Annotated in this window: 24 protein-coding genes and 4 tRNA genes; 22 read left to right on the plus strand and 6 right to left on the minus strand. The window is 51.6% G+C overall.

What is annotated here, in order from left to right:
• Window positions 1–55: 55 nt before the first annotated feature.
• From cheY to FCL42_RS00395, 10 genes are all read left to right on the plus strand, one after another.
• Window positions 56–439 (plus strand): chemotaxis response regulator CheY, encoded by a 384-nt coding sequence (cheY, locus tag FCL42_RS00350; protein WP_136861397.1) that lies wholly within the window; start codon window positions 56–58, stop codon window positions 437–439.
• A 16-nt stretch (window positions 440–455) separates the two neighbouring features.
• Window positions 456–1178 carry a protein phosphatase CheZ gene (locus FCL42_RS00355; protein ID WP_136861398.1) on the plus strand — a complete coding sequence of 241 codons (723 nt, stop codon included), beginning with the start codon at window positions 456–458 and terminating at the stop codon, window positions 1176–1178.
• Between the two features lie 10 nt (window positions 1179–1188).
• Window positions 1189–3414, plus strand: a complete 2226-nt coding sequence (locus FCL42_RS00360) for a chemotaxis protein CheA (RefSeq protein ID WP_136861399.1) — start codon at window positions 1189–1191, stop codon at window positions 3412–3414.
• A 23-nt stretch (window positions 3415–3437) separates the two neighbouring features.
• Window positions 3438–4574, plus strand: coding sequence for a protein-glutamate methylesterase/protein-glutamine glutaminase (locus FCL42_RS00365; RefSeq protein ID WP_136861400.1), 1137 nt, complete (start codon window positions 3438–3440; stop codon window positions 4572–4574).
• 11 nt (window positions 4575–4585) lie between these two features.
• Window positions 4586–4930: a hypothetical protein gene (locus FCL42_RS00370; protein ID WP_136861401.1), complete on the plus strand. Its 345-nt coding sequence runs from the start codon at window positions 4586–4588 to the stop codon at window positions 4928–4930.
• A gap of 9 nt (window positions 4931–4939) precedes the next feature.
• Window positions 4940–5725 carry a ParA family protein gene (locus tag FCL42_RS00375; protein ID WP_136861402.1) on the plus strand — a complete coding sequence of 262 codons (786 nt, stop codon included), beginning with the start codon at window positions 4940–4942 and terminating at the stop codon, window positions 5723–5725.
• Window positions 5718–6428, plus strand: a complete 711-nt coding sequence (locus FCL42_RS00380) for a chemotaxis protein CheW (protein WP_136861403.1) — start codon at window positions 5718–5720, stop codon at window positions 6426–6428. Before FCL42_RS00375 ends, FCL42_RS00380 begins: the two co-directional genes overlap by 8 nt.
• 4 nt (window positions 6429–6432) lie before the next feature.
• On the plus strand, window positions 6433–6927 hold the full coding sequence (locus tag FCL42_RS00385; protein WP_136861404.1) for a chemotaxis protein CheW: 495 nt from the start codon (window positions 6433–6435) through the stop codon (window positions 6925–6927).
• Window positions 6924–7343 (plus strand): DUF2802 domain-containing protein, encoded by a 420-nt coding sequence (locus tag FCL42_RS00390; protein WP_136861405.1) that lies wholly within the window; start codon window positions 6924–6926, stop codon window positions 7341–7343. The genes FCL42_RS00385 and FCL42_RS00390 overlap by 4 nt, the downstream gene beginning before the upstream one ends.
• A 197-nt stretch (window positions 7344–7540) precedes the next feature.
• Complete coding sequence (locus FCL42_RS00395) at window positions 7541–7747, plus strand: hypothetical protein (RefSeq protein WP_136861406.1); 207 nt, start codon at window positions 7541–7543, stop codon at window positions 7745–7747.
• A 43-nt stretch (window positions 7748–7790) separates the two neighbouring features.
• Here the strand turns inward: FCL42_RS00395 and FCL42_RS00400 are convergent, their stop codons facing one another.
• From FCL42_RS00400 to FCL42_RS00410, 3 genes are all read right to left on the minus strand, one after another.
• Window positions 7791–8390 (minus strand): Yip1 family protein, encoded by a 600-nt coding sequence (locus FCL42_RS00400; RefSeq protein ID WP_136861407.1) that lies wholly within the window; start codon window positions 8388–8390, stop codon window positions 7791–7793.
• Between the two features lie 154 nt (window positions 8391–8544).
• On the minus strand, window positions 8545–9303 hold the full coding sequence (locus FCL42_RS00405) for a UDP-2,3-diacylglucosamine diphosphatase (RefSeq protein WP_136861408.1): 759 nt from the start codon (window positions 9301–9303) through the stop codon (window positions 8545–8547).
• Complete coding sequence (locus FCL42_RS00410) at window positions 9293–9787, minus strand: peptidylprolyl isomerase (protein ID WP_136861409.1); 495 nt, start codon at window positions 9785–9787, stop codon at window positions 9293–9295. The genes FCL42_RS00405 and FCL42_RS00410 overlap by 11 nt, the downstream gene beginning before the upstream one ends.
• A 191-nt stretch (window positions 9788–9978) precedes the next feature.
• Between FCL42_RS00410 and cysS the strand changes: the two genes are divergently transcribed.
• Window positions 9979–11352, plus strand: a complete 1374-nt coding sequence (gene cysS, locus FCL42_RS00415) for a cysteine--tRNA ligase (RefSeq protein ID WP_136861410.1) — start codon at window positions 9979–9981, stop codon at window positions 11350–11352.
• A 77-nt stretch (window positions 11353–11429) separates the two neighbouring features.
• Here the strand turns inward: cysS and folD are convergent, their stop codons facing one another.
• Entirely contained in the window at window positions 11430–12284 is an 855-nt protein-coding gene (folD, locus tag FCL42_RS00420) for a bifunctional methylenetetrahydrofolate dehydrogenase/methenyltetrahydrofolate cyclohydrolase FolD (protein ID WP_136861411.1), read from the minus strand.
• Between the two features lie 471 nt (window positions 12285–12755).
• On the opposite strand from folD, the gene FCL42_RS00425 reads away from it, so the two are divergent.
• From FCL42_RS00425 to fabV, 11 genes are all read left to right on the plus strand, one after another.
• A tRNA-Pro gene (locus FCL42_RS00425) sits at window positions 12756–12832 on the plus strand.
• A 32-nt stretch (window positions 12833–12864) separates the two neighbouring features.
• Window positions 12865–12941, plus strand: a tRNA-Arg gene (locus FCL42_RS00430).
• A gap of 9 nt (window positions 12942–12950) precedes the next feature.
• A tRNA-His gene (locus FCL42_RS00435) sits at window positions 12951–13026 on the plus strand.
• Between the two features lie 401 nt (window positions 13027–13427).
• Window positions 13428–14738 carry a trigger factor gene (gene tig / locus FCL42_RS00440; RefSeq protein WP_136861412.1) on the plus strand — a complete coding sequence of 437 codons (1311 nt, stop codon included), beginning with the start codon at window positions 13428–13430 and terminating at the stop codon, window positions 14736–14738.
• 91 nt (window positions 14739–14829) lie between these two features.
• Entirely contained in the window at window positions 14830–15447 is a 618-nt protein-coding gene (clpP, locus tag FCL42_RS00445) for an ATP-dependent Clp endopeptidase proteolytic subunit ClpP (RefSeq protein ID WP_136861867.1), read from the plus strand.
• Between the two features lie 214 nt (window positions 15448–15661).
• On the plus strand, window positions 15662–16942 hold the full coding sequence (gene clpX / locus FCL42_RS00450; protein ID WP_136861413.1) for an ATP-dependent protease ATP-binding subunit ClpX: 1281 nt from the start codon (window positions 15662–15664) through the stop codon (window positions 16940–16942).
• 146 nt (window positions 16943–17088) lie between these two features.
• On the plus strand, window positions 17089–19437 hold the full coding sequence (gene lon / locus FCL42_RS00455) for an endopeptidase La (RefSeq protein WP_136861414.1): 2349 nt from the start codon (window positions 17089–17091) through the stop codon (window positions 19435–19437).
• 294 nt (window positions 19438–19731) lie between these two features.
• Window positions 19732–20004 carry an HU family DNA-binding protein gene (locus FCL42_RS00460; RefSeq protein ID WP_136861415.1) on the plus strand — a complete coding sequence of 91 codons (273 nt, stop codon included), beginning with the start codon at window positions 19732–19734 and terminating at the stop codon, window positions 20002–20004.
• Between the two features lie 47 nt (window positions 20005–20051).
• A tRNA-Asp gene (locus FCL42_RS00465) sits at window positions 20052–20128 on the plus strand.
• Between the two features lie 95 nt (window positions 20129–20223).
• Window positions 20224–22080, plus strand: a complete 1857-nt coding sequence (locus tag FCL42_RS00470; RefSeq protein ID WP_136861416.1) for a SurA N-terminal domain-containing protein — start codon at window positions 20224–20226, stop codon at window positions 22078–22080.
• Between the two features lie 173 nt (window positions 22081–22253).
• Window positions 22254–23456, plus strand: a complete 1203-nt coding sequence (fabV, locus tag FCL42_RS00475; protein WP_136861417.1) for an enoyl-ACP reductase FabV — start codon at window positions 22254–22256, stop codon at window positions 23454–23456.
• Window positions 23457–23543: 87 nt separating this feature from the next.
• On the opposite strand, the gene FCL42_RS00480 is transcribed toward fabV, so the two are convergent.
• Window positions 23544–23888 (minus strand): hypothetical protein, encoded by a 345-nt coding sequence (locus tag FCL42_RS00480; RefSeq protein WP_136861418.1) that lies wholly within the window; start codon window positions 23886–23888, stop codon window positions 23544–23546.
• Window positions 23889–23960: 72 nt separating this feature from the next.
• Entirely contained in the window at window positions 23961–26855 is a 2895-nt protein-coding gene (locus tag FCL42_RS00485) for a TolB family protein (protein ID WP_136861419.1), read from the minus strand.
• Window positions 26856–26914: the final 59 nt, after the last annotated feature.

A 26914-nucleotide genomic window follows, 5' to 3' on the forward strand; every position in this document is an offset into this window, starting at 1 on the left:
AGTTTAATAATGCTGGCAGCAGCGTTTCATTGGCAACGTCCAATTGGAGGATGATTTGAACACTAATATGAAGATTCTGATTGTTGATGACTTTTCAACAATGCGTCGGATCATCAAAAATCTGCTTCGTGACTTGGGCTTTAACAACACCTTGGAAGCAGACGACGGCAACACCGCGTTACCAATGTTGAAAGACGGTGACTTCGATTTCGTAGTGACCGACTGGAACATGCCTGGTATGCAGGGCATTGATCTGCTTCGTGCAATTCGAGCAGATGACAACCTTAAGCACCTTCCTGTGCTGATGGTTACTGCCGAAGCTAAACGCGAGCAGATCGTGATGGCCGCCGAGGCTGGTGTTAACGGCTATGTAGTTAAGCCTTTCACGGCCGCAACCTTGAAAGAAAAATTAGAAAAGATTTTTGAGCGACTGAATTAAGCCGCGGGGAGCCCCCATGCAGCAAGATGCATTTATCTCGTTGGAGGACGCCCGAGAGCTTGTGGCGTTACTTGAACAGGGACAAATTGAACAGGCCAATCAGATTGTACAGATGGCCACTGCGCCGCTTAGTCAACAACTATTTGATGAAGTGGGCAAGCTGACACGTCAGCTTCACGATGCCTTACAAGATTTCCACCTCGACGATCGCATTTCCGACCTAGCGAAACACGATATTCCAGATGCTAAAGAGCGCCTTAATTATGTGATTGAGCGTACCGAGCAAGCGGCGAACCGCACCATGGATGCCTTAGATGAGACTCTGCCATTGGTGCAGCGTATGCAATCGCGCATCCAAGAGGTTAATCCTGCTTGGCAAAAATTGATGGAGAAGCAGATTGAACTGACTGAGTTCAAATCTCTTTGCCATGAGTTAGATGACATACTTAAGACCTCCGCCGAAGACTCCTCTCAAGTGACCGACCTATTGACCCAGATCATGATGGCGCAAGACTTCCAAGATCTGACCGGTCAGGTAATTCGCAAGGTTATTGAACTGGTTCGTGAAGTCGAAGAGAGCTTGGTGTCTATGCTGACCGTGTTTGGTGAGCGCGCAGAAGTTAACCGCGAGGTTGACGCTGCCGTTGCGGAAGGACCGGTTGTGGCGAAAGAGAATAAAGCGGAAGTGGTGAATGGCCAAGATGAGGTTGATGATCTGCTTTCCAGCCTGGGTTTCTAGGAGTTAGACGATGGGTTTTGACATAGATGACGAGATTCTGCAGGACTTTTTAGTTGAAGCAGGCGAAATTCTAGAGCAACTGCAGGAGCAGTTGGTTGATCTAGAGAATAATCCTACAGACTCAGATCTGTTGAATGCGATTTTTCGGGGCTTTCATACCGTCAAAGGTGGCGCAGGCTTTTTGAGCTTGACCCATCTTGTGGATGCGTGTCACGGCGCGGAGAACGTTTTCGATAAGCTGAGAAATGGTGAGCTGGCGGTGACTTCCGAGCTGATGGACGTCATCTTGCAAACCCTTGATACTGTGAACGACATGTTCAGTACTGTTCAGGCTGGCGAGGAGTTGACTGAGCCTGCACCACCTGAGCTACTGGCTAAACTGGAACAGTTCCTAAATCCTGAAGCCATGGCGGCGACACCTGAGCCGGAGCCGGTTGCTGAACCTGAACCGGTGATTGAGGCTGTAGAGCCAGCTGCCCCTGCGGCTCAAGATACCTTGACCTCTGGTGGCGGCATTGACAGCCTTAATCAAGGTGAATTCGAACTGTTGGTATCGGGTCTTGACGGCCAAGCCACTCAGGCAGAGGAAGTGGCGCAAGCTGCACCTGCAGATGGTGACGATATCAGTGACGATGAGTTTGAGGCGTTACTGGACGACCTTCACGGTAAAGGCAAGTTTGGTGGTGCGGTTGAAGCGGCGCCTGAGCCTAAAGGCGATCTGATCTCCGATGACGAGTTTGAGAACCTGTTGGACGAGCTACACGGCAAAGGTGGTGCGCCAGGTAAGAGCGCACCAGCCATCGCCGAGCCTGAGTCTGATGAAATCACCGATGACGAATTTGAAGCTCTTCTGGATCAACTTCACGGCAAAGGCCAAGCACCTAAACCGGTGACTCAGCAGCCACCTAAAGTTGATGAAGAGATGAGTGCCAAGGTGGCGGCTGCTAAGGCGAAGGCCAAAGCGGATGAGCCGAAGCCAGCCGCACCGGCGAAACCGGCAGAACCTAAGCCAGCGGCGCCGGCTGCAGCGGCAAAAGCGCCAGCTAAAGCCAAACCTCAGGCCTCAGCTGACACCACAGTTCGCGTGGACACCGCTCGACTTGATGACATCATGAATATGGTGGGCGAGCTGGTATTGGTTCGAAATCGCTTGGTCAGCCTCGGGGTTGAGCGAGACGATGAAGCCATGAGCAAAGCCGTGGCTAACCTCGATCTGGTTACCGCCGACCTTCAAGGCGCGGTGATGAAAACTCGCATGCAACCGATCAAGAAGGTGTTTGGTCGCTTCCCTCGAGTGGTTCGAGATTTGGCCCGTAGCCTGCAAAAAGACATCGCCTTGACCATGGAGGGTGAAGAAACCGATCTGGATAAGAACCTGGTTGAAGCGCTGTCCGATCCTCTGGTTCACCTTGTGCGTAACTCCGTTGATCACGGCATCGAGATGCCTGATGACCGAGAAGCCGCAGGCAAACCTCGCCAAGGTAATATTTTGCTATCGGCGTCCCAAGAGGGTGATCATATCCTGCTGTGCATCCGTGATGACGGTGCCGGTATGGATGCTGAGAAGCTTAAAGGCATTGCGATTGGGCGCGGTATTCTCGATGAGGATGGCGCCGCTCGCATGACCGATCAGGAAGCTTATAACCTGATCTTCGCTCCGGGCTTTTCCACTAAGACTGAGATCTCTGATATCTCCGGTCGTGGTGTAGGCATGGACGTAGTGAAAACCCGAATTACCCAATTGAATGGCTCGGTTCATATTGACTCTGAGAAGGGCAAAGGCACCGTACTTGAGATTAAAGTACCGCTGACTCTGGCGATCATGCCAACGCTGATGGTTGAAGTTGGCCAGCAGGTCTTCGCTCTGCCTCTCTCTTGCATCAATGAAATTTTCCACCTTGATCTGAGTAAGACCAATGTGGTGGACGGCCAACTAACAGTCACTGTGCGCGAAAAGGCGATTCCGCTGTTCTATTTGGACAAGTGGTTGAAACAGGGACCGGGCCGCACCGAACGAGAAGATCAGGGGCACGTTGTTATTGTCCACATCGGCACCCTTCAGGTGGGCTTCGTGGTCGATGGCCTGATCGGTCAGGAAGAAGTTGTAATTAAACCATTGGGATCTCTGCTGCACGGCACGCCAGGAATGGCAGGTGCCACAATCACCTCTGACGGTGGTTGCGCACTGATTCTCGATGTGCCGGGATTACTGAAGCATTACGCGAAACGCCAGTAGTCTCTGCTGATTAAAGGAAAGGTATGTCGATCAAAGTATTAGTGGTAGATGATTCCAGTTTTTTTCGTCGCCGCGTTTCAGAAATAATTAATGCTGATCCACTACTGGAAGTAGTGGGTACCGCAGCCAATGGCAAAGAGGCCATTGAGCAGGTTCGACGTTTGCGCCCTCAAGTTGTCACCATGGACATCGAGATGCCTCAGATGAATGGCATCGACGCAGTTCGTGAGATTATGCGCACTAACCCAGTGCCAGTGCTGATGTTTTCTTCACTGACCTATGAAGGTGCGCGTTCGACTCTAGAGGCGTTAGAGGCAGGAGCCGCAGACTTTCTCCCTAAACGGTTTGAAGACATCGCGAACGACAAGGCTCACGCCATAGCTTTACTGCAGCAACGGGTTCGAGCCATCGCTTCCCGTCGTACTAGTTTAGCGTCTACGCGAACCACCGCGACTCGCCCGACCACCACCGCGACAACCTCAGTGTCCAAGCCGACCTTGAACACGCAGTTCTCCTCTTCACGTCCGGCGGTTAAGCCTGCCAGTGACGTGGGAGCGGTGAAGATGCCTCCTCGAGCGTCCGGAAAACAGTACCGTTTGTTGGCGATCGGTACCTCTACCGGTGGTCCGGTGGCACTGCAACGCATCTTGACCCAGCTGCCAGCTAATTTCCCGCTGCCCATTGTGTTGATTCAGCACATGCCCGCAGCCTTTACCCCAGCCTTTGCCCAGCGCCTCGACAGTTTGTGTCAAATTAACGTCAAAGAGGCCGCGGGAGGCGAAATATTGAAGCCTGGTTGCGCGTACTTGGCTCCAGGTGGCAAGCAGATGCTTATCGATGGCAGCAGTCGTTCACCTAAGCTCACCATTCGAGATGGTGGCGAGCAGTTGAATTATAAGCCGTCCGTGGATGTAACGTTTGGCTCAGCGGCACGCATCTTCAAAGGGGATGTGCTGGCTGTTGTGCTTACTGGCATGGGGGCTGACGGCCGTGAAGGCGCGCGCATGCTCCAGAAAGAGGGAGCCAATATCTGGGCTCAAGATGAAGCCAGTTGTGTGGTTTATGGTATGCCTCAAGCGGTTGCCGCCGCAGGTATCTCCAGTTATTCAATCCCTCTTGAAAAGATGGCTGAGTGCCTGAAGAAAGAAATCTTACGATGATGGCATCTGGCTTGAGCACTCAACTAAAAACCTACTTGTTGGCTTTAATGACCACAGTGACCTGCATCAGCCTATTTTGGGCAATTGACAAGCATCACTGGGCATTAGAGCTGCAGCAGGATTTAGTGAATGAACAAGCTAAGTCCACCCAGCAGCAACAGCAACTTGAGTCTCTTGCCGGTGAGTTAAAACAGTGGCGAGAGCTGGAAAAAAAGCGTCAGGCTTTGCGAGATAAGCACCAAAAAGCACTGAGTAGCGGCCAGCCGCAAGTCATTCATACCGATGCTGATGGTGTCACCACTCTGGCTACGCCTAGTGGTGGTATTAAAATCACCGGCGCGCCTTTGGAAGGCTAGGGGCTGGGTATGCAAGTCTGGACGGTATCTAACCAAAAGGGTGGCGTAGGTAAGACGACAACGGTGATTACCTTAGCTGGCTTACTGGTAAAGCGTGGTTATCGCGTCCTTGTGGTGGATGTCGACCCTCAAGCCTCCCTAGGCTATTACTTGGGCGTTGACCCTGATGAGCTTCCTGGCTCTCTGTTTGATCTGTTTCATCATCATGAACAGCTCGACAGCGATAAGGTCGAGTCTGTCATCGTGCCAACTGGGGTGGCGCAACTGGATCTGTTACCTGCGACGACTGCTCTGGCGACTTTAGACAGAACCCTAGGCACGCAAGGGGGAATGGGGCTGATATTAAAGCGCGTGCTGAGCATGGTGAGTCATCGCTATGATGCGGTGTTGGTTGATTGCCCTCCGGTGCTTGGTGTGTTGATGATAAACGCTTTGGCGGCTTGCGATCGTCTGATTGTGCCGGTTCAAACTGAGTTTTTGGCTCTGAAAGGCTTAGATCGCATGGTGAGAACCTTGGATATGGTGGGGCGCTCCCGAGGGACTCAATATCCCTACCTAATCGTTCCAACCATGTTCGATAAACGCACACGTGCTTCGCTTCAGGCTTTGACTTCGCTTACACAAAAGTACCCGAAGCAACTGTGGCATTCGGTGATTCCTGTGGATACTCGATTTCGTGATGCCAGTCAGGCACACTTGCCGCCTAGCCACTTTAACCCGAGTAGCCGAGGCGTCTTAGCCTATGATCAGCTTTTAGATGCTCTGTTAGAGCCTCAGGGGGCCGGTCATGTCTAAGGCGGCAGAACAAGCATTGATGGATTACTTCGAGGTGATGCTGACCCCCGAAGAGCCGAAAATCGATCCCATCGCTCAGGATGGGTTGCAGAAGTTATTTGAGCAGGCTTTAGAGGAAGAGGCCGCATTTGACGCGCGGCAACAGGTCCTAGAAGCTGAACCCGTGCAGCAGCAAGTGGACGTTGTGGCGACGGATGAGGCCCAAGAGGTATTGACGGCTCCGGCCACGCAGCCAGAAGATTGGACGCAGCAACTGGAAGATGTATTTCAATGTCTCTACTTTGAAGTTGCGAACTTGGTTATTGCGGTGCCTTTGCTTACACTGGGGGGCATTAAGCGCATCGGTAAGCTGAGTCAGCTCCCTGGAAGCCCGGAATGGGTGTTAGGCGTTCAGTTAGATGCTCAAGATGGCAAACTGAATGTGGTGGACAGTGGTCGTTGGTTTATGCCAGAACGTACCGAGGTTGACCGAGAAGATTATCATTATCTTGTCAGGCTTGGGGATAGCCCTTGGACATTGGCCTGTGAATCGCTTTTAGACGCAGAGCCCCTGTCAAAGTCTGAAGTAAACTGGCAAACCAATGGCAACAAGCGGCCATGGTTGGCAGGCATAGTTAGAGAAAAAAAATGTGTCGTACTCAATGTTCCAGCATTGATAGACATGTTGGATACTGGATTGGATATTACCGTTAAGGAGTCCTGAAAGGATGAGTGAATTACGAGCAGCCGTGGCTGATACCACCGAAGGTGAAGACAAGGTATTACAGTGGGTGACGTTCCATCTGGACAACGAAACCTACGGTGTGAATGTGATGCAGGTTCGAGAGGTTCTGCGCTTTAGTGATATCGCTCCAGTTCCTGGTGCGCCTCACTACGTGCTGGGCATCATTAACTTGCGTGGTAACGTGGTTACCGTAATCGATACCCGTTCACGCTTCGCGCTTCCGCAAGCGGATGTGACTGACACTACTCGTATTGTGATTATTGAAACCGAAAACCAAGTGGTTGGTATTTTGGTTGATAGTGTTGCCGAAGTGGTTTACCTCAAATCGTCTGAAATCGACACTGCTCCTAATGTGGGCACAGAAGAAAGCGCTAAATTTATCCAAGGCGTAAGCCATCGCGATGATGAGTTGCTGATTTTGGTTGATCTGAACAAACTGCTGACCGACGAAGAGTGGCAGGAGATCTCCGAACTGTGATCGCCTGGATTCTCGCTGCCGTCGCATCAGCAGTGAGCCTTGCTGCCTTTTGGTTTGCCTGGTCGAGTCGCAAGCAGGTGGAGCAGGTCGATAGGCGCTGTGAAGCCTTGACGCTGCTACTCAAAGAGGGCGACCGACAGCGAGATTCTTTGCGTCGTGAGCTCAATGAGCTTCGCAGTGGAGCCTTAGGGGTCGGGCGCAAAGTAAAAGCGTTAGAGGAGAGGCTGTCTTTGACGCAAGCTCGTCAAGATGAACTTCAGCATAACGATCCCGATGCTCGTTTGTACAGTCGTGCCATGAAAATGGTGGAACTGGGAGCCGGCGTCGAGGAGATTGTTAGCGAATGTGAGATCCCCATGGCTGAAGCTCAGTTGTTGGTGACCTTGCACAAAGCGCCAAAAAAATCAGCAAATTAAAAAAGGGGAGCAGTAGCTCCCTTTTTTGTACTAGTTCGAAAAAACCTATCCCATCTCGAGCTGTGGCCTTAGCGATAAAAACCTTGTATGGCTGTGCCAGGCTTGGACTAGCCCATTTTAAATGGCGATACCTCTCGGTTTACTTTGGTTGTTCCCTTCATATGCTTGTGCCAATCTTGCTCGGCAATAGAGGTCGAATGGAATCGATTATGCAGGGTAACGGCAAGGGGCGGTTATTAACGACGCTTTCGTTAATGGTGATGGCAGTGATGCTGCTTCAGAAGCATTATGACAGCAGTCAGTTGCAGCAGCAGTTATATCAGTTGGAGCTGGAGCTGGAAACGACTCAACGTCAACTACAGCGGCTGCAGACGTTAAATAATGTGGCTGGAAAGGTTAGGTAGAGTCGCCCCTCTTGCGCGTCAAGAGGGGCTGAGTAATGCCTAGTTAACCGACGTAGGCGGGGCCGAAGCCGAGATTCCATAGAATCACCGTCGATGCAAGGATGCCGACCAATAGCACCAGTCCACAGGTAACCAGTGAGCTGGCGTAGATGAAGCCTCGCTCCTCCGGGATGTTCATGATGATTGGCACACCGGAATAGAGCAGATATACCGAGTAGGCGATGCCTGCTAACCCCACCATCATCACAAACCACAGCTCTGGATAGAGGGTTGCAAATCCCACCATAAACAGTGGCGTTGCGGTGTAGGCGGCCAGTTCAACCGATTGGGTGAAATCTGGTGTGGCACCGAAGGTTTTTGCCATCCAATGAGATAGATAGGCCAGTAGGAAAACTCCAGCAATCAGAGCAAAGTACATGGCAAATGCCATCTTTACCGCGCTGCTCTGGGTGAGTTTGATGGGCTCGCCGGCACCGATGCTCCAGCCAATGTAGCTGCTGGCAAAGAAACCACAAATCGATGGTATTAATGCGATGACCAGAATGTGCGTCAGACTCGCACCCATGCCTTCATGGGTACGCTCAATATCCTGCCATTCTTGGCGTGGATGGGCATAAAGGCCCCATAAGTGATTGAGTATCATAGTTATTATCCCCTGCTAAACGTTGCTTTAGGCTAGTCGTCGATACTTCAGACGATACAACTACTTACCCTTCTAGTTATTAGGGAATATCGTCCTCGAGTCAAGGGGGAAATTGATCTGCGTCACAAAAATGCTGAGTGGTTGACTAGCGCGATCAGCTTTTGGGTAACGCTTGGCTGGAGAGTTTGCAGGACTCAGGCGTGATCAATAGCACGCTGTCTTGATGGTACCAGTCGCCGACCACAACTCGTTGTAGACCCTCTGGTAGCTCATGAATATAGGGTTTGTGGGTATGACCGTGGATCATACGAACGGTCTGACTTTGCTTTAGTAGCCGCTCTACTGCAGAAGGGGTCACGTCCATGATCGACATCGATTTGGTTTGCGTGTGCTGTTTACTTTTATTGCGGGCACGACGAGCTAAATTCTGACGCAGCTTTAAAGGGAGGGATAACAGCAGTAAACGGAACCAAGGTTTGTTTCGCAAGCGCCGGAAGCGTTGATAATCGAGATCCTCGGTACAGAGGCTATCGCCGTGCAGGATCACCGTGGGAGTGCCGTAAAGGTTCACCGTGTCCACTTCGGGCAGCAGGGTCATGCCGCAGCGCTGGGCATAATCGGCGCCAAGTAGAAAGTCTCGATTGCCCTGAATGTAGAAGATCGGCGTGCTTTGAGCGGCTTGGTGAATCAGTGCGGCCACATGGCGATTGAAGGGAGTGAGGTTATCGTCGCCAATCCAGGCTTCAAACAGATCCCCGAGAATGTAGAGAGCGTCAGCGCCAGGAACTTCGCTTACGAGGAATCGCTCGAACGCTTGGGTGATGTCAGGGCGCTCATCTGAGAGATGGAGATCGCCAATAAACAGAGTGCGAGGGCCGTCATTGACGACCCTCTGAAGATTATCAGTCTTCAATTTTGGCGCTCTCGATTACCACTGATTCCAGCGGTACATCTTGATGCATGCCGTGGTTACCGGTTTTCACGCCTTTGATTTTCTCAACCACGTCCATACCTTCAACCACTTTACCGAATACGCAGTAACCCCAACCCTGCATGGATTCATTTTTGAAATCCAGGAAGGTGTTGTTGTTCACGTTAATAAAGAACTGAGCGGTGGCTGAGTGTGGATCTGGAGTACGGGCCATGGCGATGGTGCCAGTTTCGTTAGACAGGCCGTTGCTGGCTTCGTTCTTGATGCCTTCGCCATTGTCTTTTTGCTGCATATCAGGGGTGAAGCCACCACCTTGAATCATGAAGCCATCGATTACACGGTGGAAGATGGTGTTGTCGTAGAAACCTTCTTTAACGTAGTTCAAGAAGTTTTCTACTGTGATAGGGGCCTTATCAGCATACAGCTCCAGCTTGATGTCGCCGAAGTTAGTGGTCAATGTCACCATGGGAGGGACCTCGTTATGGATTGATTGTGGAATAGTACCCTAACTCGTTGAAGCTAGGAAGGTGAAGCCTGAGCGCCTGCCTTGTAACTAACCGACAAAAAGCCAATTTCCGGCCTTTCTCTAGCAGTGAGTCGTGATAGACTACAAGTTCGCAATTTTAAGCCGTATCAAAGAGTATAACGAGCGTATCGATGCTAAAGATATTTAACACCCTGACCCGACAGAAAGAGACTTTTACCCCAATCGTAGCCAATAAGGTTGGCATGTATGTGTGTGGGGTAACCATCTATGACTACTGTCACATCGGTCACGGTCGTACCTATGTGGCATTTGATATTGCGGTTCGTTACCTGCGCTCTCTGGGTATGGACGTTACTTACGTACGTAACATCACCGATGTGGATGACAAAATCATTCGCCGCGCCGCAGAGAATGGCGAGAGCTGTGAAGCGTTGGTGGCCCGCTTTACCGAAGCCATGTACCAAGACTTTGATGCTCTGGGGCTACTGCGTCCAGACATCACGCCAACGGTAACTGGTCACATGGGCGAGATCATCGCCATGATCGAGACCTTGGTGAACAAGGGCCATGCCTATGTGTCTGATGCTGGTGACGTTTGGTTTGAAGTAAAAACCTTTGACGATTATGGCAAGCTGTCCAAGCAAGATCTGGAGCAGCTGCAAGCTGGCGCTCGAGTGGATGTGGAAGAAGCTAAGCGTAACCCAATGGACTTCGCCCTGTGGAAGAGCGCTAAGCCCGGTGAGCCGAGCTGGGATTCCCCGTGGGGTAAAGGCCGTCCAGGTTGGCACATTGAGTGTTCTGCAATGAATGAGAAGCACCTAGGCAAGGTGTTTGATATTCATGGCGGCGGTTCCGATCTGATGTTCCCCCACCATGAAAACGAAGTGGCCCAAAGTTGCTGTGCCAATGACAACAACTACGTTAATTACTGGATGCACTCCGGTATGGTGCAGGTGAATAAAGAGAAGATGTCCAAGTCCTTGGGTAACTTCTTCACCATTCGTGATGTACTCAATGAATACAATGGCGAATCGGTGCGTTACTTCTTGCTGTCCAGTCACTACCGTAGCCAACTGAACTACTCGGAAGAGAACCTGGATCAAGCCCATGCCTCCATGGAGCGTTTGTACACCGCCTTGCGCGGGGCGCCAGAAGGTGGCGACGCGGTAGCAAGCTACATCGAGCGTTTCCAAGAGGCGATGAACGATGATCTGAATACTGCAGAAGCGGTATCGGTACTGTTTGACTTGGCTCGCGAGCTGAACATCGCCAAAGAGCAAGATCAGACTCTGGCCGCCAATTTGGCCGCCACCATTACCCACATCGGTGCGATTTTGGGTATTTTGCAGTCCGATCCTGAGCAGTTCCTGCAGGGCGGCGGCGATGATGACGAAGTGGCTCAGATTGAGGCGCTTATTAAACAGCGTAACGACGCTCGAGCAGCCAAAGATTGGGGCAAAGCGGATGAAGCCCGTGATGCACTGACGGCCATGGGCATCGTGCTGGAAGATGGCGCTGGCGGCACCACTTGGCGCCGTAAGTAAATCGCGGTTAGCTACAAACAAGAAAGCCCGCATTGAGCGGGCTTTTTTGTGTGCGATTTTTACTAATTGATGTCCAATTAGCTATGGTACTGCTCGCAGGCAAATAGGGTGTTTTGCAGCAGGCAGGCGATGGTCATTGGGCCAACGCCACCGGGTACTGGGGTGATGTGGCCAGCACGTTCGCAGGCTTTATCGAACTCAACGTCACCCACTAGCTTGCCCGTATCTAAACGGTTGATGCCGACATCGATAACGATGGCTCCGGGCTTAATCCACTCCCCAGGAATGAAGTTAGGCTTACCTACGGCCACCACCAACAGATCCGCTTGCTCCACGTGATGGCGCAGATCTTGGGTAAAACGGTGGCAGGTGGTGGTGGTGCAGCCTCGCAGGAGCAGCTCCAGTGTCATTGGACGTCCCACGATGTTGGAGGCGCCAACGATAACCGCGTGCATACCTTGGGTTTTCAGCCCCGTTGATTGCACCAGGTGCATGATCCCCAATGGCGTACAGGGGCGCAGCACTGGGATTCGCTGCGCAAGACGACCGACATTATAGGGATGAAAACCATCCACATCTTTGTCAGGGCGAATGCGCTCAATAACAGTGGATGAGTCTATGTGATCCGGCAGTGGCAGCTGAACTAAAATGCCGTCGATGCTGGGGTCTTCGTTAAGCGCATCGATGTGGGCAAGAAGCTCGGATTGAGTGGTGGAGGCGTCGAGGTCGACACTTTTGGATATAAAGCCAACCTGTTCGCAGGCTTTGCGTTTGTTGCCCACGTAGACTTGCGAGGCAGGATCTGCTCCAACAAGTATTACGGCGAGCCCGGGGGCGCGAAGGCCTTGGTTAATGCGTTGTTCTACTTTGGTGGCGATGTTCTGCCTAATGGACGCGGCATGAGATTTGCCGTCTATTATTGATGCTGTCATCTCTACAAACTTCCCTTGTATGGCCATGGGTCACATTGATTTATCGACTCATAATGACTAGCGTAAAACTCCCAATTCTGCTTGGCTTTATGGGGTGGTAGGGCACCTAGCGTCGACATAAAGCGGATCTTATTTTGGGCGTTTTGGTCTGAATTCTGAGACGGAATAAATCGCAACCGATGTGAGATAGGTTGACGCTGGACGCATTTTGCCAGTAAACATCGGATATGTCATGATTTTAGTCGGTACGCGCTTAGGTTTTGCCCAAAAGGATCTAAACTTCAAAAAAGTGATTGACGACTTTGGTAACCATAGTTAATATTCGCCTCCGTTGAATCGCTGGGGCAACCTAAAGCGTGGTAACGAATTTGTCGATGATTAGTGAAACCAAGTAGCTCATCTCGATTTTGGAATTAGCGGACCAGAGGAACCCTCTGGGTAAAGATGCTAACCCAAGTAAAATAACCCTGTCGGTGATTAGCGCAGCCTGGTAGCGCATCTGGTTTGGGACCAGAGGGTCAGAGGTTCGAATCCTCTATCACCGACCACTTTTTTAAGTACACCGGATAGGTTGTATTCTGCGCCCGTAGCTCAGTTGGATAGAGCAGCTGCCTTCTAAGCAGCTGGTCGCAGGTTCGAATCCTGCCGGGTGCGCCATATTTAGTGGTGGCTGTAGCTCAGTTGGTAGAGTCCCGGATTGTGATTCCGGTTGTCGTGGGTTCAAATCCCATCAGCCACCCCATATTTAAGATTAAAGCCCTGTTTATACAGGGCTTTTTTTGTATCTGTCCGCCAGTCGATTTCATTGGCAATTCTCCATCTTTGCGCAATATTTCTCTGCTAATCTGCCAGCACTTTGTTAGCAGATATTGATCTTATTCCTCCTTTGTAAACCCCGTCTCGACTCTGCTGATACCTATGGCTATAATGGCGCGTCCTACTATTGGCTTAGGCAGGTAGTGACAGGTACTCCATGGGGCTAGCCCCGGGTTTCGTAAAGCCCTTTGGACGAATTCCGAAGACGGAGATTTCGACCTGATTTCACTCCTGATACACGCGGCGTTTGATTTTTGTCGCGCACTATTTTTTGCTGATCTTAATGATGAGGTCGGCCACAAGAACACGAGTACTTGAGGTAACGTAATGCAAGTTTCTTTAGAAACCCTTGAAGGCCTGGAGCGCCGCCTGACTATTACCGTTGAGGCTGCTGAATTTGAGCCTAAAGTCACTGACAAAATGAAGGCTGAAGCCAAGAACATCCGTCTGGATGGTTTCCGTAAGGGTAAAGTGCCTGTTTCTGTAATTAAGAAGCGCTACGGCAAAGCCATCCGTCAAGAAGCCATGGGTGAAACCATGCAGCAGAAATTCTTCGAAGCAGTAGTAGAGCAGAAGCTGAACCCAGCTGGCGCTCCTCGCTTTGAAGTTGTAAACAGCAAAGACGGTGAAGATCTGCAGTTTGCTGCTCTGTTCGAAGTTTACCCAGAAGTTGAACTGCAAGGTCTGGCTGACATCGAAATCGAAAAGCCAGTTTGCGACGTAACTGACGCTGACGTTGACACCATGATCGAAACTCTGCGCAAGCAGCACGCAACTTTCGAAGCTGCGGATCGTGAAGCTGCTGACAGCGACAAAGTTAAGATGGACTTCGAAGGCTCCATCGACGGCGAAGTATTCGAAGGTGGCAAGTCTGAAGGTTTTGAACTGGTAATCGGTTCTGGCCGCATGATCCCAGGTTTCGAAGACGGCATCCTAGGTAAGAAAGCTGGCGAAGAGTTCACCATCGAAGTGACCTTCCCAGAAGAGTACCACGCGGAAAACTTGAAAGGTAAAGCCGCTCAGTTCGCCATCAAACTGCACAGCGTAGAAGCCCAGGTTCTGCCTGAGCTGAACGATGAGTTCGTTGCTAAGTTTGGCATCGAAGAGGGCGGTCTGGACGCTCTGAAAGCGGAAATCCGTAAGAACATGGAGCGTGAACTGTCTCAAGCTCTGAAAGCGAAGGTAAAAGAGCAAGCTCTGGAAGGTCTGCTGAAGGCCAACGAGATCAACGTTCCTAAGCCACTGGTTGAAGGCGAAATCAACGTTCTGCGTCAGCAGGCGATGCAGCGCTTCGGTCAGCAGCAAGCCAACAACATGCCTGAGCTGCCAGCTGAGCTGTTCACTGAGCAAGCTGAGCGCCGCGTACGCATCGGTCTGCTGCTGGGTGAAGTAATCAAGCAGAAAGAGCTGAAAGTAGAAGAAGAGCGCGTTGCAGCTCTGATCGACTCCATGGCGTCTGCATACGAAGATCCGAAAGAAGTTGTTGAGTACTACAACAACAACCAAGAGATGATGCAGAACATGCGTAACGTTGCCTTGGAAGAACAAGCAGTTGACGCCCTGATGGCGGATGCTAAAGTTTCTGAAAAGGAAGTGAACTTCCAAGAGTTCATGAATCAACAGCAGCCTACTGCCTAAGTTGATTTGACTTGGCCCTTGTGGCCAATCATATTATGGCTCGTATGGGATTGTTCTCATGCGAGCCATTTTGTTAGGAAACGGACTGAATATGCAGCACTTGCTTGAATCTCCACTCAATGCTCTGGTCCCTATGGTAGTGGAACAAACTGCCAAGGGAGAGCGTTCCTACGACATCTATTCTCGTCTTCTGAAAGAGCGAGTGATCTTCTTGACCGGTCAGGTTGAAGATCACATGGCCAACCTGGTGGTTGCCCAGTTGCTGTTTTTGGAGTCTGAGAATCCAGATAAAGACATCTATCTGTACATCAACTCTCCGGGCGGTTCGGTAACAGCGGGTATGTCGATCTACGACACCATGCAGTTCATTAAGCCGGATGTGAGCACCGTGTGCATGGGGCAAGCGGCCTCGATGGGCGCCTTCCTGTTAGCAGGTGGAGCCAAAGGTAAGCGCCATGTTCTGCCGAATTCTCGAGTGATGATTCACCAGCCTCTGGGCGGCTTCCAAGGCCAAGCCTCAGACATCGCGATTCACGCTCAAGAGATCATTGGCATCAAGCAGAAGCTGAACCTGTTGCTGGCGGAGCACACTGGCCAACCGCTAGAAGTAATCGAGCGTGATACCGATCGTGACAACTTCATGAGCGCAAAAGACGCGGTCGAGTATGGTTTGGTGGACTCTGTTCTAACCAAGCGCGGCGCAGAATAATCCTCAAACCGCTATCTACTCAAGGTGACTGATAAAGTCAGGCCGTTGGAATATTAAACATTTCTTCGGCTTGTGGCGCCTTTCTATAAGATGCTACTGTCATAGGTAGACACATTGAGTAAATATTTGTTTGTATAGGTTTAAAGCAAAGCTAGCTATAGTGGCGTACACTTAGGTGTGGTCTTCAAGCTAAGTACAGCGACGAGGTAGCTGAATGAGTGATATTTCAAAGGGCGACGGCGAAAACAGCAAACTTCTGTATTGTTCTTTCTGTGGAAAGAGTCAGCACGAAGTTCGTAAGCTGATCGCGGGCCCTTCTGTTTATATCTGTGATGAGTGTGTCGATCTCTGTAACGACATCATTCGTGAAGAGGTAAAAGAGCTAATCCCGAAACGGGACAGTGACAGCTTGCCGACCCCTCACGAAATTCGCGCTCATCTGGATGACTATGTAATTGGCCAAACTCAGGCGAAAAAGGTGTTATCGGTAGCGGTGTATAACCACTACAAGCGCCTACGTCACGGTGGTGACAACGCTGAGGTTGAGCTGGGTAAAAGTAACATTTTGCTGATTGGTCCAACTGGCTCAGGTAAAACCCTGCTGGCTGAGACCCTAGCGCGCCTTCTGGACGTGCCATTCACCATGGCAGACGCCACCACCCTGACCGAAGCGGGTTACGTGGGTGAGGATGTGGAAAACATCATCCAGAAGCTGTTGCAAAAGTGCGATTACGACGTTGAGAAAGCGCAGCGCGGTATCGTATATATCGACGAGATCGACAAGATCAGCCGTAAGTCCGATAATCCATCCATCACCCGAGATGTCTCCGGTGAGGGGGTTCAGCAGGCACTGCTGAAACTTATCGAAGGTACGGTTGCTGCAGTACCACCTCAAGGTGGTCGTAAGCATCCTCAACAGGAGTTCCTGCAGGTTGATACCTCCAAGATCCTGTTTATCTGTGGCGGTGCATTTGCTGGCCTAGATAAGGTGATTGAGCAGCGAGCTCTGACTGGAACCGGCATCGGTTTTGGTGCAGAGGTGCGTGGCAAGAATGAAAACCAATCCCTAACCGAGACCTTTAAGCAAGTTGAGCCTGAAGATCTGGTGAAGTACGGTTTGATTCCTGAATTTATCGGTCGTCTTCCTGTGGTTGCCACCTTGGGCGAGCTGGATGAAGACGCGTTGATTCAGATCTTGCAAGAGCCTAAGAACTCTCTGACTAAGCAGTATGGCGCTTTGTTTGCGCTGGAAGATGTTGAGCTTGAGTTCCGTGACGACGCCTTGCGCGCCATTGCTGGTAAAGCGATGGATCGTAAGACCGGTGCTCGTGGCCTGCGCTCCATTGTGGAAGCGGTGTTGCTCGATACCATGTATGACCTGCCTTCCATTGATAATGTCAGCAAAGTCGTTATTGATGAGTCAGTGATTAAAGGGGAATCTGCCCCAATCATGATCTACGAAGGGAATGATGCTCAGGCGGCTTCCGCCGAGTAATATTCATCTAGATTGTTGAAAAAGGAGCCAAAATTGGCTCCTTTTTTCTTTTAAATGGTCATTGAAACTCATCGCATTGCCCCCATATACTGAGATCAAGATCGTCTGCATCTGTCGCGGGCGTGTAGCTAAAATGGAATAGAGCCATGACAATAGAGCGCTCCGACCTTGTCCATATCCCGGTTTTGCCATTACGGGACGTGGTGGTCTACCCCCATATGGTGATCCCCCTATTCGTTGGTCGTCAAAAGTCCATCAGTTGCCTCGAAGCAGCAATGGAACAGGATAAGCAGGTTCTGCTGGTTGCTCAGAAAGAGGCTGACCAGGATGATCCTTCTATCGATGACATCTATCCAGTTGGCACCATCGCCTCAATCCTGCAATTGCTGAAACTGCCCGATGGCACCGTGAAGGTGTTGGTGGAAGGCAGTCAGCGAGCTCGCATTGAAAACTTCATCGATGAAGACCCCTATGTGGTTGCAGAAGCGAAGTTTATTGAAACGGCTCCTATGACTGAGCGTGAAGAGGAGGTGCTGGTTCGCACCGCCATCGGCCAGTTTGAGGGCTACATCAAGCTGAACAAAAAGATTCCGCCTGAGGTGCTGACCTCCTTAAACGGCATCGACGAGGCGGCTCGTCTTGCGGATACCATGGCAGCCCACATGCCCCTGAAGCTGGAAGAGAAGCAAGCGGTTCTGGAGATGGGTGACATCACCGAGCGCCTTGAGTATCTGATGGCGATGATGGAGTCAGAGATCGACATTCTTCAGGTTGAGAAGAAGATCCGCTCCCGCGTTAAGAAGCAGATGGAGAAAAGCCAGCGCGAGTACTACCTCAACGAGCAGATGAAAGCCATCCAAAAAGAGCTGGGTGAGCTGGATGATGTGCCCGATGAGTTTGAAGCGCTGTCTAAGAAGATTGAAGACGCAGGCATGCCTGCGGAAGCCAAGCAAAAAACTGAGGCCGAGCTCAATAAGCTGAAGATGATGTCACCGATGTCAGCGGAAGCGACCGTGGTTCGCAGCTACATCGATTGGATGGTAAGCGTGCCTTGGACCAAGCGCAGTAAGGTTAAAAAAGACATCGCTCGTGCCCAAGAGATTCTAGATGCCGATCACCATGGCTTAGAGAAGGTTAAAGAGCGCATCCTTGAGTACCTCGCGGTTCAATCTCGGGTACGTCAGCTTAAAGGGCCAATCTTGTGCCTAGTGGGACCACCAGGGGTAGGAAAAACCTCTCTGGGTCAATCCATTGCTAAGGCGACCGGCCGTAAATACGTGCGTATGGCGCTCGGTGGTGTGCGCGATGAGGCGGAGATCCGCGGTCACCGCCGTACTTACATCGGCTCATTGCCAGGCAAGTTGATCCAGAAAATGGCCAAGGTCGAGGTGAAAAACCCACTGTTCCTGTTGGATGAGATCGATAAGATGAGCTCCGACATGCGCGGAGACCCATCTTCGGCTCTGCTGGAAGTGTTGGATCCTGAGCAGAACAACGCCTTTAACGACCATTATTTGGAAGTGGATTACGATCTGTCAGACGTCATGTTCGTTGCGACCTCCAACTCCATGAACATTCCAGGCCCGCTTCTGGACCGTATGGAGGTGATTCGTCTTTCTGGTTACACCGAAGATGAGAAGCTGAATATCGCCACCCAGCACCTATTGGCCAAGCAGATTAAGCGCAATGGCCTTAAGAAGGGCGAAGTGGTTATTGAAGACAGCGCCATCATCGGCATTATCCGCTACTACACCCGTGAAGCGGGCGTGCGTAGCCTAGAGCGCGAAATCTCCAAGATCTGTCGTAAGGCGGTGAAGAAATTACTGCTGGATAAGAGTCAGAAGTCGGTGACCGTTAACGATGAGAACCTCAAAGAGTACTTGGGAGTTCAGCGTTTTGATTACGGTAAGGCAGAGAAGAACAATCAGGTAGGTCAAGTGGTTGGCCTTGCGTGGACCGAGGTTGGTGGTGACTTACTTACCATTGAAGCCACGTCGGTTCCGGGTAAGGGCAAATTGACCTACACCGGTTCTCTCGGGGATGTGATGCAGGAGTCGATTCAAGCCGCGATGACCGTGGTTCGTTCTCGCACGGAAAAGCTGCGCATCAATGACGATTTCCATGAGAAGCGTGACATTCACGTTCACGTTCCTGAAGGGGCGACGCCAAAAGATGGCCCTTCAGCGGGTATCGCCATGTGCACCACTTTGGTGTCCAGCTTAACCGGAAATCCAGTGAAAGCGGATGTAGCCATGACTGGGGAAATTACCCTTCGCGGCGAAGTGCTTCCAATTGGTGGATTGAAGGAAAAACTGTTGGCGGCTCACCGAGGTGGCATCAAAACGGTGCTGATTCCGAAAGACAATGAACGTGATTTGGAAGAAATTCCTGATAACGTGAAGCAGGATTTGGCTATCCATCCAGTACAGTGGATCGACGAAGTCCTTAATCTAGCGCTGGAAAATCCACCAGAAGGATTCGTTTCAGTGGCCTAAAAACGGGCGTTTACCGAAAAAAATGCGCTTTTTTATGAGCGCATTTTGGTTTTCGGCCGAAAAACCGCAAAAAGGGCTTTTCAATTCAAAAAAGCCTGTGTAGTGTATGTTTTGAACCGAGGGCCGTAGTGCTCAAAAGCCCAGCATGGCGGGGCTTTGAGCGGTATCCAATTTTGGAAATTACGGTTCCAACGAATGCTTGAACTTTGATTTTAAGCTTGATATAAAACTCTCCGCAGACCGAGCTAGCGATGGAATGGCGTCGGCGCAAAAAATAGAACTGAAGGGGATGACATGAACAAATCTCAACTGATCGATCAGATTGCTTCTGGTGCTGATATCTCTAAAGCTGCTGCAAGCCGCGCTTTGGATTCTTTCATTGAAGCTATCACCGATACTCTGAAAGAAGGCGACAAGATCTCTCTGGTTGGTTTCGGCACTTTTGAAGTACGTGAGCGTGCCGAGCGTACCGGTCGTAACCCACAGACTGGCGCAGAGATCAAAATCGCTGCTGCTAAGATCCCAGCTTTCAAAGCGGGTAAAGCGCTGAAAGAAGCGGTAAACTAAATTACTTAAAAGCGCTCAGCGTCTAAGTGTGAGCGTTTTTTAGTTTCGGAGTGGTAGTTCAGTTGGTTAGAATACCGGCCTGTCACGCCGGGGGTCGCGGGTTCGAGTCCCGTCCACTCCGCCAGTTTTGATAAAGGCGCATCACACAGATGCGCTTTTTTTTTATTACCCCCTAGGGGGAATTCATAGTTCTAGCTCGAACGAATAAAGAGACGTCAGATGTTAGAGAAGATTAGAGAAGGGTCACAGGGTGGTGCCGCCAAGATTATCTTGGGTGCCGTGATTCTTTCTTTCGCCCTTTCCGGAGTATATAGCTACCTAGGCTCAGGTGGTCAGGTTAACGCCGCTTCGGTAAACGGTGAAGACATCACCCGCTACGATTTGGAAAAAGAGCTGCAGAACGAACAGAACCGCATGCGCCAACAGATGGGCGAGATGTTTGATTCTCTAGCTTCCAATACCGCTTACATGAACCAGGTGCGCACCGCCGTACTTGAGCGCATGATTGCTGAACGTCTGATTGACCAAAAAGCAAAAGAGCTGGGATTGCGCGTATCTGCTGAGCAGATCAAACAGGCGATCGTATCGATGCCTGAGTTCCAGGTCGAAGGTAAGTTTGACAATGACCGCTATCAAGCGATTCTGCGTCAGGTCAATATGACCGCCGACCAGCTGGCTAACATGCTTTCTCGCGATATGGTTCGTCAGCAACTGATGCGCTCCCTGCTGGGCACTGACATTGTGACCACCGAAGAAGCGATGAGCATTCTGGCTCTGCAACAGCAGCAGCGTGAATTTAGCTACACCACGGTATCCAAGTCTGACTTTACTGACAGCATTGAGATTGCCGACAGCGAAGTTCAAAGCTTCTACAACAAGAATATGGATCGCTTTGCCACTCCAGAGCAGGTTGCTTTGGAGTACGTAGAGCTGAACGTTGCCGACATGGCCAAAGACGTCGCAGTCACCGATGAAGAAGTTCAGAGTTACTACGATGCGCATTCTGCTTCCTACCAGATGCCTGAGCGCCGTTTGGCCGCCATGATTCTGATTGAAGGCGATGATCGTGCCAAAGCGGAAGCGGTATTGGCTCGCCTGAATGCAGGCGAAGACTTCGCTACCGTTGCCAAAGAGGCCTCCGATGACTTCTCTGCGGAGAATGGCGGAGAGCTAGATTGGTTTGAAGCTGGTGCCATGGGGGGCGACTTCGATGCGGCTCTGTTTGGCCAAGAAAAAGGCCAGTATTCAGACATCATCGACTCCGACTTCGGATTCCAGATCATCCTGACGAAAGACATCGAGTCCGGCAGTGCCGCACCTCTGTCTGACGTTCGTGATGAGATTGTGGCTGCGGTACAAAACGAGTTGGCTCAAGAGCGTTTTTACGAACTGCAGCAATTGCTGGCTGACGTAAGCTTCCAGGTTCCTGAAAACCTAGACGATGCCGCCGGCGAAGTTGGCGCAGAAGTGAAAACCACTGAACTGTTTAGCCGCTTTAATGCCCCTGCTGCGGTAAACAATCAACGCGTAATTAATGCGGCGTTCTCTGATGCGGTGATTCTGGACAACATGAACAGTGACATCATCGAGTTGGACAGCGGCCACGTAATGGTTGTGCGTGCGAAAGAGCACAAAGCTGCGGGCACCATGCCTTTGGCTGAAGTGAGCGAGCAGATTAAAGCGCAACTGGTTGCCGAAGCGGCTTCTGAAAAAGCCAAAGTGGCGGCGGATGAGAAGCTGGCTCAGCTGAAATCCGGCACCGCCCTTGAAGGCATGACCTTGGTGGCAGCGGTAGGCCGTAATGGCACTCCTGAGCTAGACCCTCGTCTGGTTGGTGAAGTGTTTGCAATGCCTAAGCCAGTAAACGGCGCCAGCAGTGCGGCGGTTGAGATGAGCAATGGCGACTACGCCATAGTGTCTCTAACCAAAGTGATTGCAGGCGAGCCGGAAGCGGCAATCGCCGATAGCTTGAAACTGCGTTTGGCGAATACCGCCAGCCAGTCTCAATATCAAGCGTTGATTGCCACCCTTCGCGCTGGCTCTGACGTCAGCTACCCTGTGGTGGCTGAGCAGTAATCACCGACTGTGAGTGATGACAGAAAAGCGCAGCCAACGAGCTGCGCTTTTTCATATTGGTCGGATCTGCCAGCTTTTCCTTTTCGATACCTGCAGATTTGGATAAGCTGGCGCAAACTTTGCTGATGTCGTCTTGAATCATGACGACAACAACCATAACAAGGGAATATTTGATGATCATTAAACCAAAGATTCGCGGATTTATCTGTACCACCACCCATCCTGTGGGCTGTGAGCAGAACGTTCGAGATCAGATCGCCTACACCCAAGCTCAGGGAGCGATTGAAAACGGACCGAAACGCGTATTGGTCATCGGCTCTTCAAGCGGTTATGGCTTGTCTTCGCGTATTGCCGCTGCCTTTGGTAGCAGCGCCGCCACCATTGGTGTGTTTTTTGAAAAGCCGGCTACTGAGAAAAAGCCGGGAACCGCAGGCTGGCACAATGCCGCCGCTTTTGACAAGCTGGCCCATGAAGCGGGCCTGTATGCTAAGAGCTTAAATGGCGATGCGTTCAGCCATGAGGCCAAGCAGAAGACCATCGACCTAATTAAACAGGATCTTGGCCAAGTGGACATGGTGGTGTACTCACTGGCCTCTCCAGTGCGCAAGATGCCTGACACCGGTGAAGTGATTCGCTCGGTACTAAAGCCTAAAGGCGAGACCTACACCGCGACTGCGGTTGATACCAACAAAGATACTCTGTTTGAAGCCTCCATCGAGCCTGCCACCGAGGAGGAGGTGCAAGCCACCAAGACCGTGATGGGTGGTGAAGATTGGGAGCTGTGGATCTCGGCTCTGAAAGAGGCCGGCGTGCTGGCTGAAGGTTGCAAGACCGTGGCTTACAGCTACATCGGCACCGAGATCACCTGGCCGATCTACTGGCACGGTGCCCTGGGCGATGCCAAGAAAGATCTGGATCGCGCCGCCGAGGCTCTGGACCGCGAACTTGGCAGCATTGGTGGTAGCGCCAACGTGGCGGTACTTAAGTCCGTTGTGACTCAGGCAAGCTCGGCCATTCCGGTTATGCCGCTGTACCTGTCGATGGTGTTCAAGAAGATGCGCGAAGAGGGCGTTCACGAAGGCTGCATGGAGCAGATCTACCGTATGTTCAGCCAGCGTCTGTATAAGGCCGATGGCAGCGCCGCCGAAGTGGATGAATCAAACCGTCTGCGCTTGGATGATTGGGAGCTGCGTGAGGACATTCAGAGCCACTGTCGTGAGCTTTGGGCCCAGTTGACCGACGATAACCTGAAACAGCTGACCGACTACCAGCTGTACAAAGATGAATTCTTGAAGCTGTTTGGTTTCGGCGTTGACGGGGTTGATTATGAAGCTGACGTTGAACCTCAAGTGAAATTCGACGTTATTGATATCTGATACTTCTATCGATGAATTAACAACGCCGCTAGCAATAGCGGCGTTTTTTTATGGTGCATGGTCAATCGAAACTACAAACGTTTAGCGTTAAGCCAGATGATCGAAGTGGGCATGATCTTGGCAGAAGTGCATCAGCATGCTGTCATCGATGGCCTTGGGCTGTCGCCGCTCATCGAGTTGATAGTCTTGGCCACAGTGGTTGGCGTTACGCACGCCATCTTCGGGAATTTCCATCCCGGAGTGGCGAAAATCGATGAGTAAGGCTTGCCACTCTACCCAGCTGTGGGATTGACCGGCCAGTGTGCCGCTGCAGAGTTGAGGCGATTCTCCGGCGTTGGTCAGAATGCTGTACACCAGATAGCTTAGGCGCTGGCTGTTGAGGCCGGAGGTCGGCAGGGCAAAGAGCTTAGAGAGCAGTTGTGCTGAGGTCATAATGCAAGACCGCCATAAAACAAACGGCCTTACATCATATCCACAAACCACGTTTATCACTACCCCTTAGGATTAAAGCCGATAGAACACACTGAGCCAGGCACTAAAATCGGGAGAGTTTTGCGAGTTACTTGGGCTGTCGTCGCTCCATCCGGCGCCAAGCTGGATCTTGGTGCCATCAAACTCAGGCAAGGCATCGAACGTCATGGCATCCAGTTCGATGAGATCCAAATCTAGGCGGTATAGTCCTAGGGTTTGTTTTTGTCCATGGGATTCGATCCGATAGTGACGGTACTGCAGCTTGGCAATGCCATAGCCTAGACCAAATTGGGTTCGTTCGAGCTTGTCACCACTGAGGTAACCGCGGGGCAGTGCGGCATCGTTCAGCTGACCACTGGCAAGCCAAGGGACATCGAGACTGGAGTCGATGCCGCCAAGTCGAAACTGGTGCCAGTAATTGGGCGTTTGCTGCAGTTGTTTGTGCTGATAGCCTGCGTTAACAGCCCATTCCCCCATGGTTATTGCGGTGTGTAGGCCAAGATCGTGGCGCTGCCAGTTACCGGCGTCGCTGCCCAGTTCAGTGGTGCCGCTGCTACTTCCAAGCCAAGACCGCCCAGTGAGACCGCCATAGAGGCCGTAGATTCCAGAACGCCATTGACCATTTAGATCACCAAAAAGGTAAGCGGAGGCGGACTCACCGTCATCGAGGTCCGGCTGTTGGCTCCAAATCGTGGTGGCACTGGCCCCTGCTCCAAGTTGCCAGTTGACGTTGGGGCCAACTTGACGCCGGTATTTTCCGCCAACATGACCACTTAACCAATGCTGGTCCCAGCTAGGCAACGCGGTCTCGTTAATGTCACCAAAGTCCTGTTGTTGATAGAGCAGATCGCCGGTAAGGGCAATGGGCCATCCTTGCCAGCGGGTGGTGGCAAGGATGCCATGGTCACTGCCATCAACAGCGGTATGAGTCAGCAGTTGCCAGCGCAACCGATTCACTGGATCGCCCCCTTTCACGCCAATCTCCAAAGAGTGTTGCCACGGCGTTAGCTGCCCACCAAAGGCGAGGCTGGTGTATTGGGGCCCTAGGCCATACGGCGTTGAGTTTGCCGTTGCGGCGATCTTAGGTTGTGGGGCGCTTAGCGTCACCTTCAAGGGTGTGGCTTTTGACAGGGCGACGGCGGTCATGGCTGCACCGTCACTGGTTGGGGCGATGGGGCTGGGCTGACGCAGTAGCCGCTGGCCTTGACTGGTGGTGTCTACCAAATAGAGCCAGGTGTCATCTGCGGTGGCGCCGCCGGCAACGGCCTCGAAACTGCTGAGTCGATACCGCTGTTTGTTATCCAGTTCAAGCTGATAGCTGGCCACGCCCTGCTGGTCACCTAAGGTGAGCAGCAGTGAGTCGGCACTTAGCCATGTTGGATAGCTTAAGTAGCTGACCGCCTCTTCAAACTGGATATTTATTGGCGCGTCTATCCCGATTTGCAGTTGCCAGTGTCCCTGACGGTGCAGCAGATAGCTGATGCGTCCGGATTGCGGTTGGTATTGAGGAAAGTCCACAATCTCGCCTTGGCGTCCCTCTCTTAATCGCGATAGCTTTCCTGTAGTCAGATCTATCTCAACAATATGGGTTGAGCTTTGCTTTCTCTGCAGTGCCAGCGCTCGTTTTCCGTCGGGGTGAGGGGATATTCGCCGTAACCCTGCCCCAGTGGTAAGGCGGGTTGTTTGGTTGGAACTCAGATCCCAACGGTAGAGATCGAAGGCCCAAAATCCATTTTGCTGGCGAGTCTGATGGCTAAACAGAATCTGCTGCTGGTTCAGCCAAGCGGGGTCAACCATGGTCCCTTGCTGATTGGGCAAACGTTTGAGTACTTTGGGGTTAAATACCTTAGGCTCGACGGCAGCGACATCGTCAGGGTCAGCTTTGATAAAGGCGCTTTGCTGTTGTTGCCATTGGGTCTTGGCATCCGTATTGGCCGCGGTCTCGAGCACCTGAAGCTGTTGCCGATAACGCTTTTGGTCGTAAGTGATGATGGCCAGTTGGTCGCCATTGGGTGACAGCGCTGGAGTAGACAGGCTCCAGTGGTGTGAAAACCACAACGTGGCAGGATTAACAGGCCAAGAGGTCTCATCGCTTATGGCCTGATGGCTGAGTTCGGCGCTGAATCGGCGGTACAGCTGCTGTGGTGATTGACCAAACACGCCGTCAAAGGCGTCGTCAAAGCTGCGAGATTCTACCGCAGTGAGCCGTGCCCACACTTTGGGCAGGCACTCTCCCTGGCAGCGCTGTTCAAGCCACAATAGATAGGCCGAGCCAGCCAAATAGGCCATGCTGTTGCCCAGATAAGCGTCGCTGTTGCCAGAGAGCTGCTGGTAGCTGGGCAGGTAACCCTCTCTGGCCCACTGTTTTAAGATGGCGTTGACCTTTGCATTGGCCGGTCGACCTTTGCCTGATTGACGGTGCTCAATGACGGTGGCGTATCCTTCGATGGCCCACCTGGGCACTGACATCAGATCTGGAAACAGCGCTTGCCACAGCTCTGAGGTGGCATTTCTGGAGGGGCGAGCCAGATGGTTGAGGTGCGCCAACTCATGGGTTAGCAGCAGCTCTCCCCAATCGTCCATGTGTCCCAGTACTGAATCTGACAGGGGCGGCGTGCTGTAAAATACGGTACGAGCCCGATGAACAAAGGGCAGGGCAAAGCCGTTGGCTTGATTCAGTGGGTCGCGAATTACGATGTCGACCGGGTAGGGGAATTGGTAATCAACCTGCTTGGCCACCTGTTGACCAATAGCATCGGCGCTTTTGCTTAACTGCTCAGCCCAAGGTCGGTTTTCCGGGGTGAAATGGATGCGGTAGAGCTTGGTTGTAATGGTTTGCCATTGATCGCTTGGCGCTTCGGCTATGGTGTAGGTGCTGAGCAGAAGTAGGCTTAAGAGCAGCGCCTTAAGCCTGAATATCAACTCCATGATGATCCCTATCTGTTTGAGTTTTCTCCAGACTATCCCCAAGCCAGATAGGGTTCAAC

The sequence above is a fragment of the Ferrimonas aestuarii genome, from assembly GCF_005116665.1.
GTDB lineage: Bacteria > Pseudomonadota > Gammaproteobacteria > Enterobacterales > Shewanellaceae > Ferrimonas > Ferrimonas aestuarii.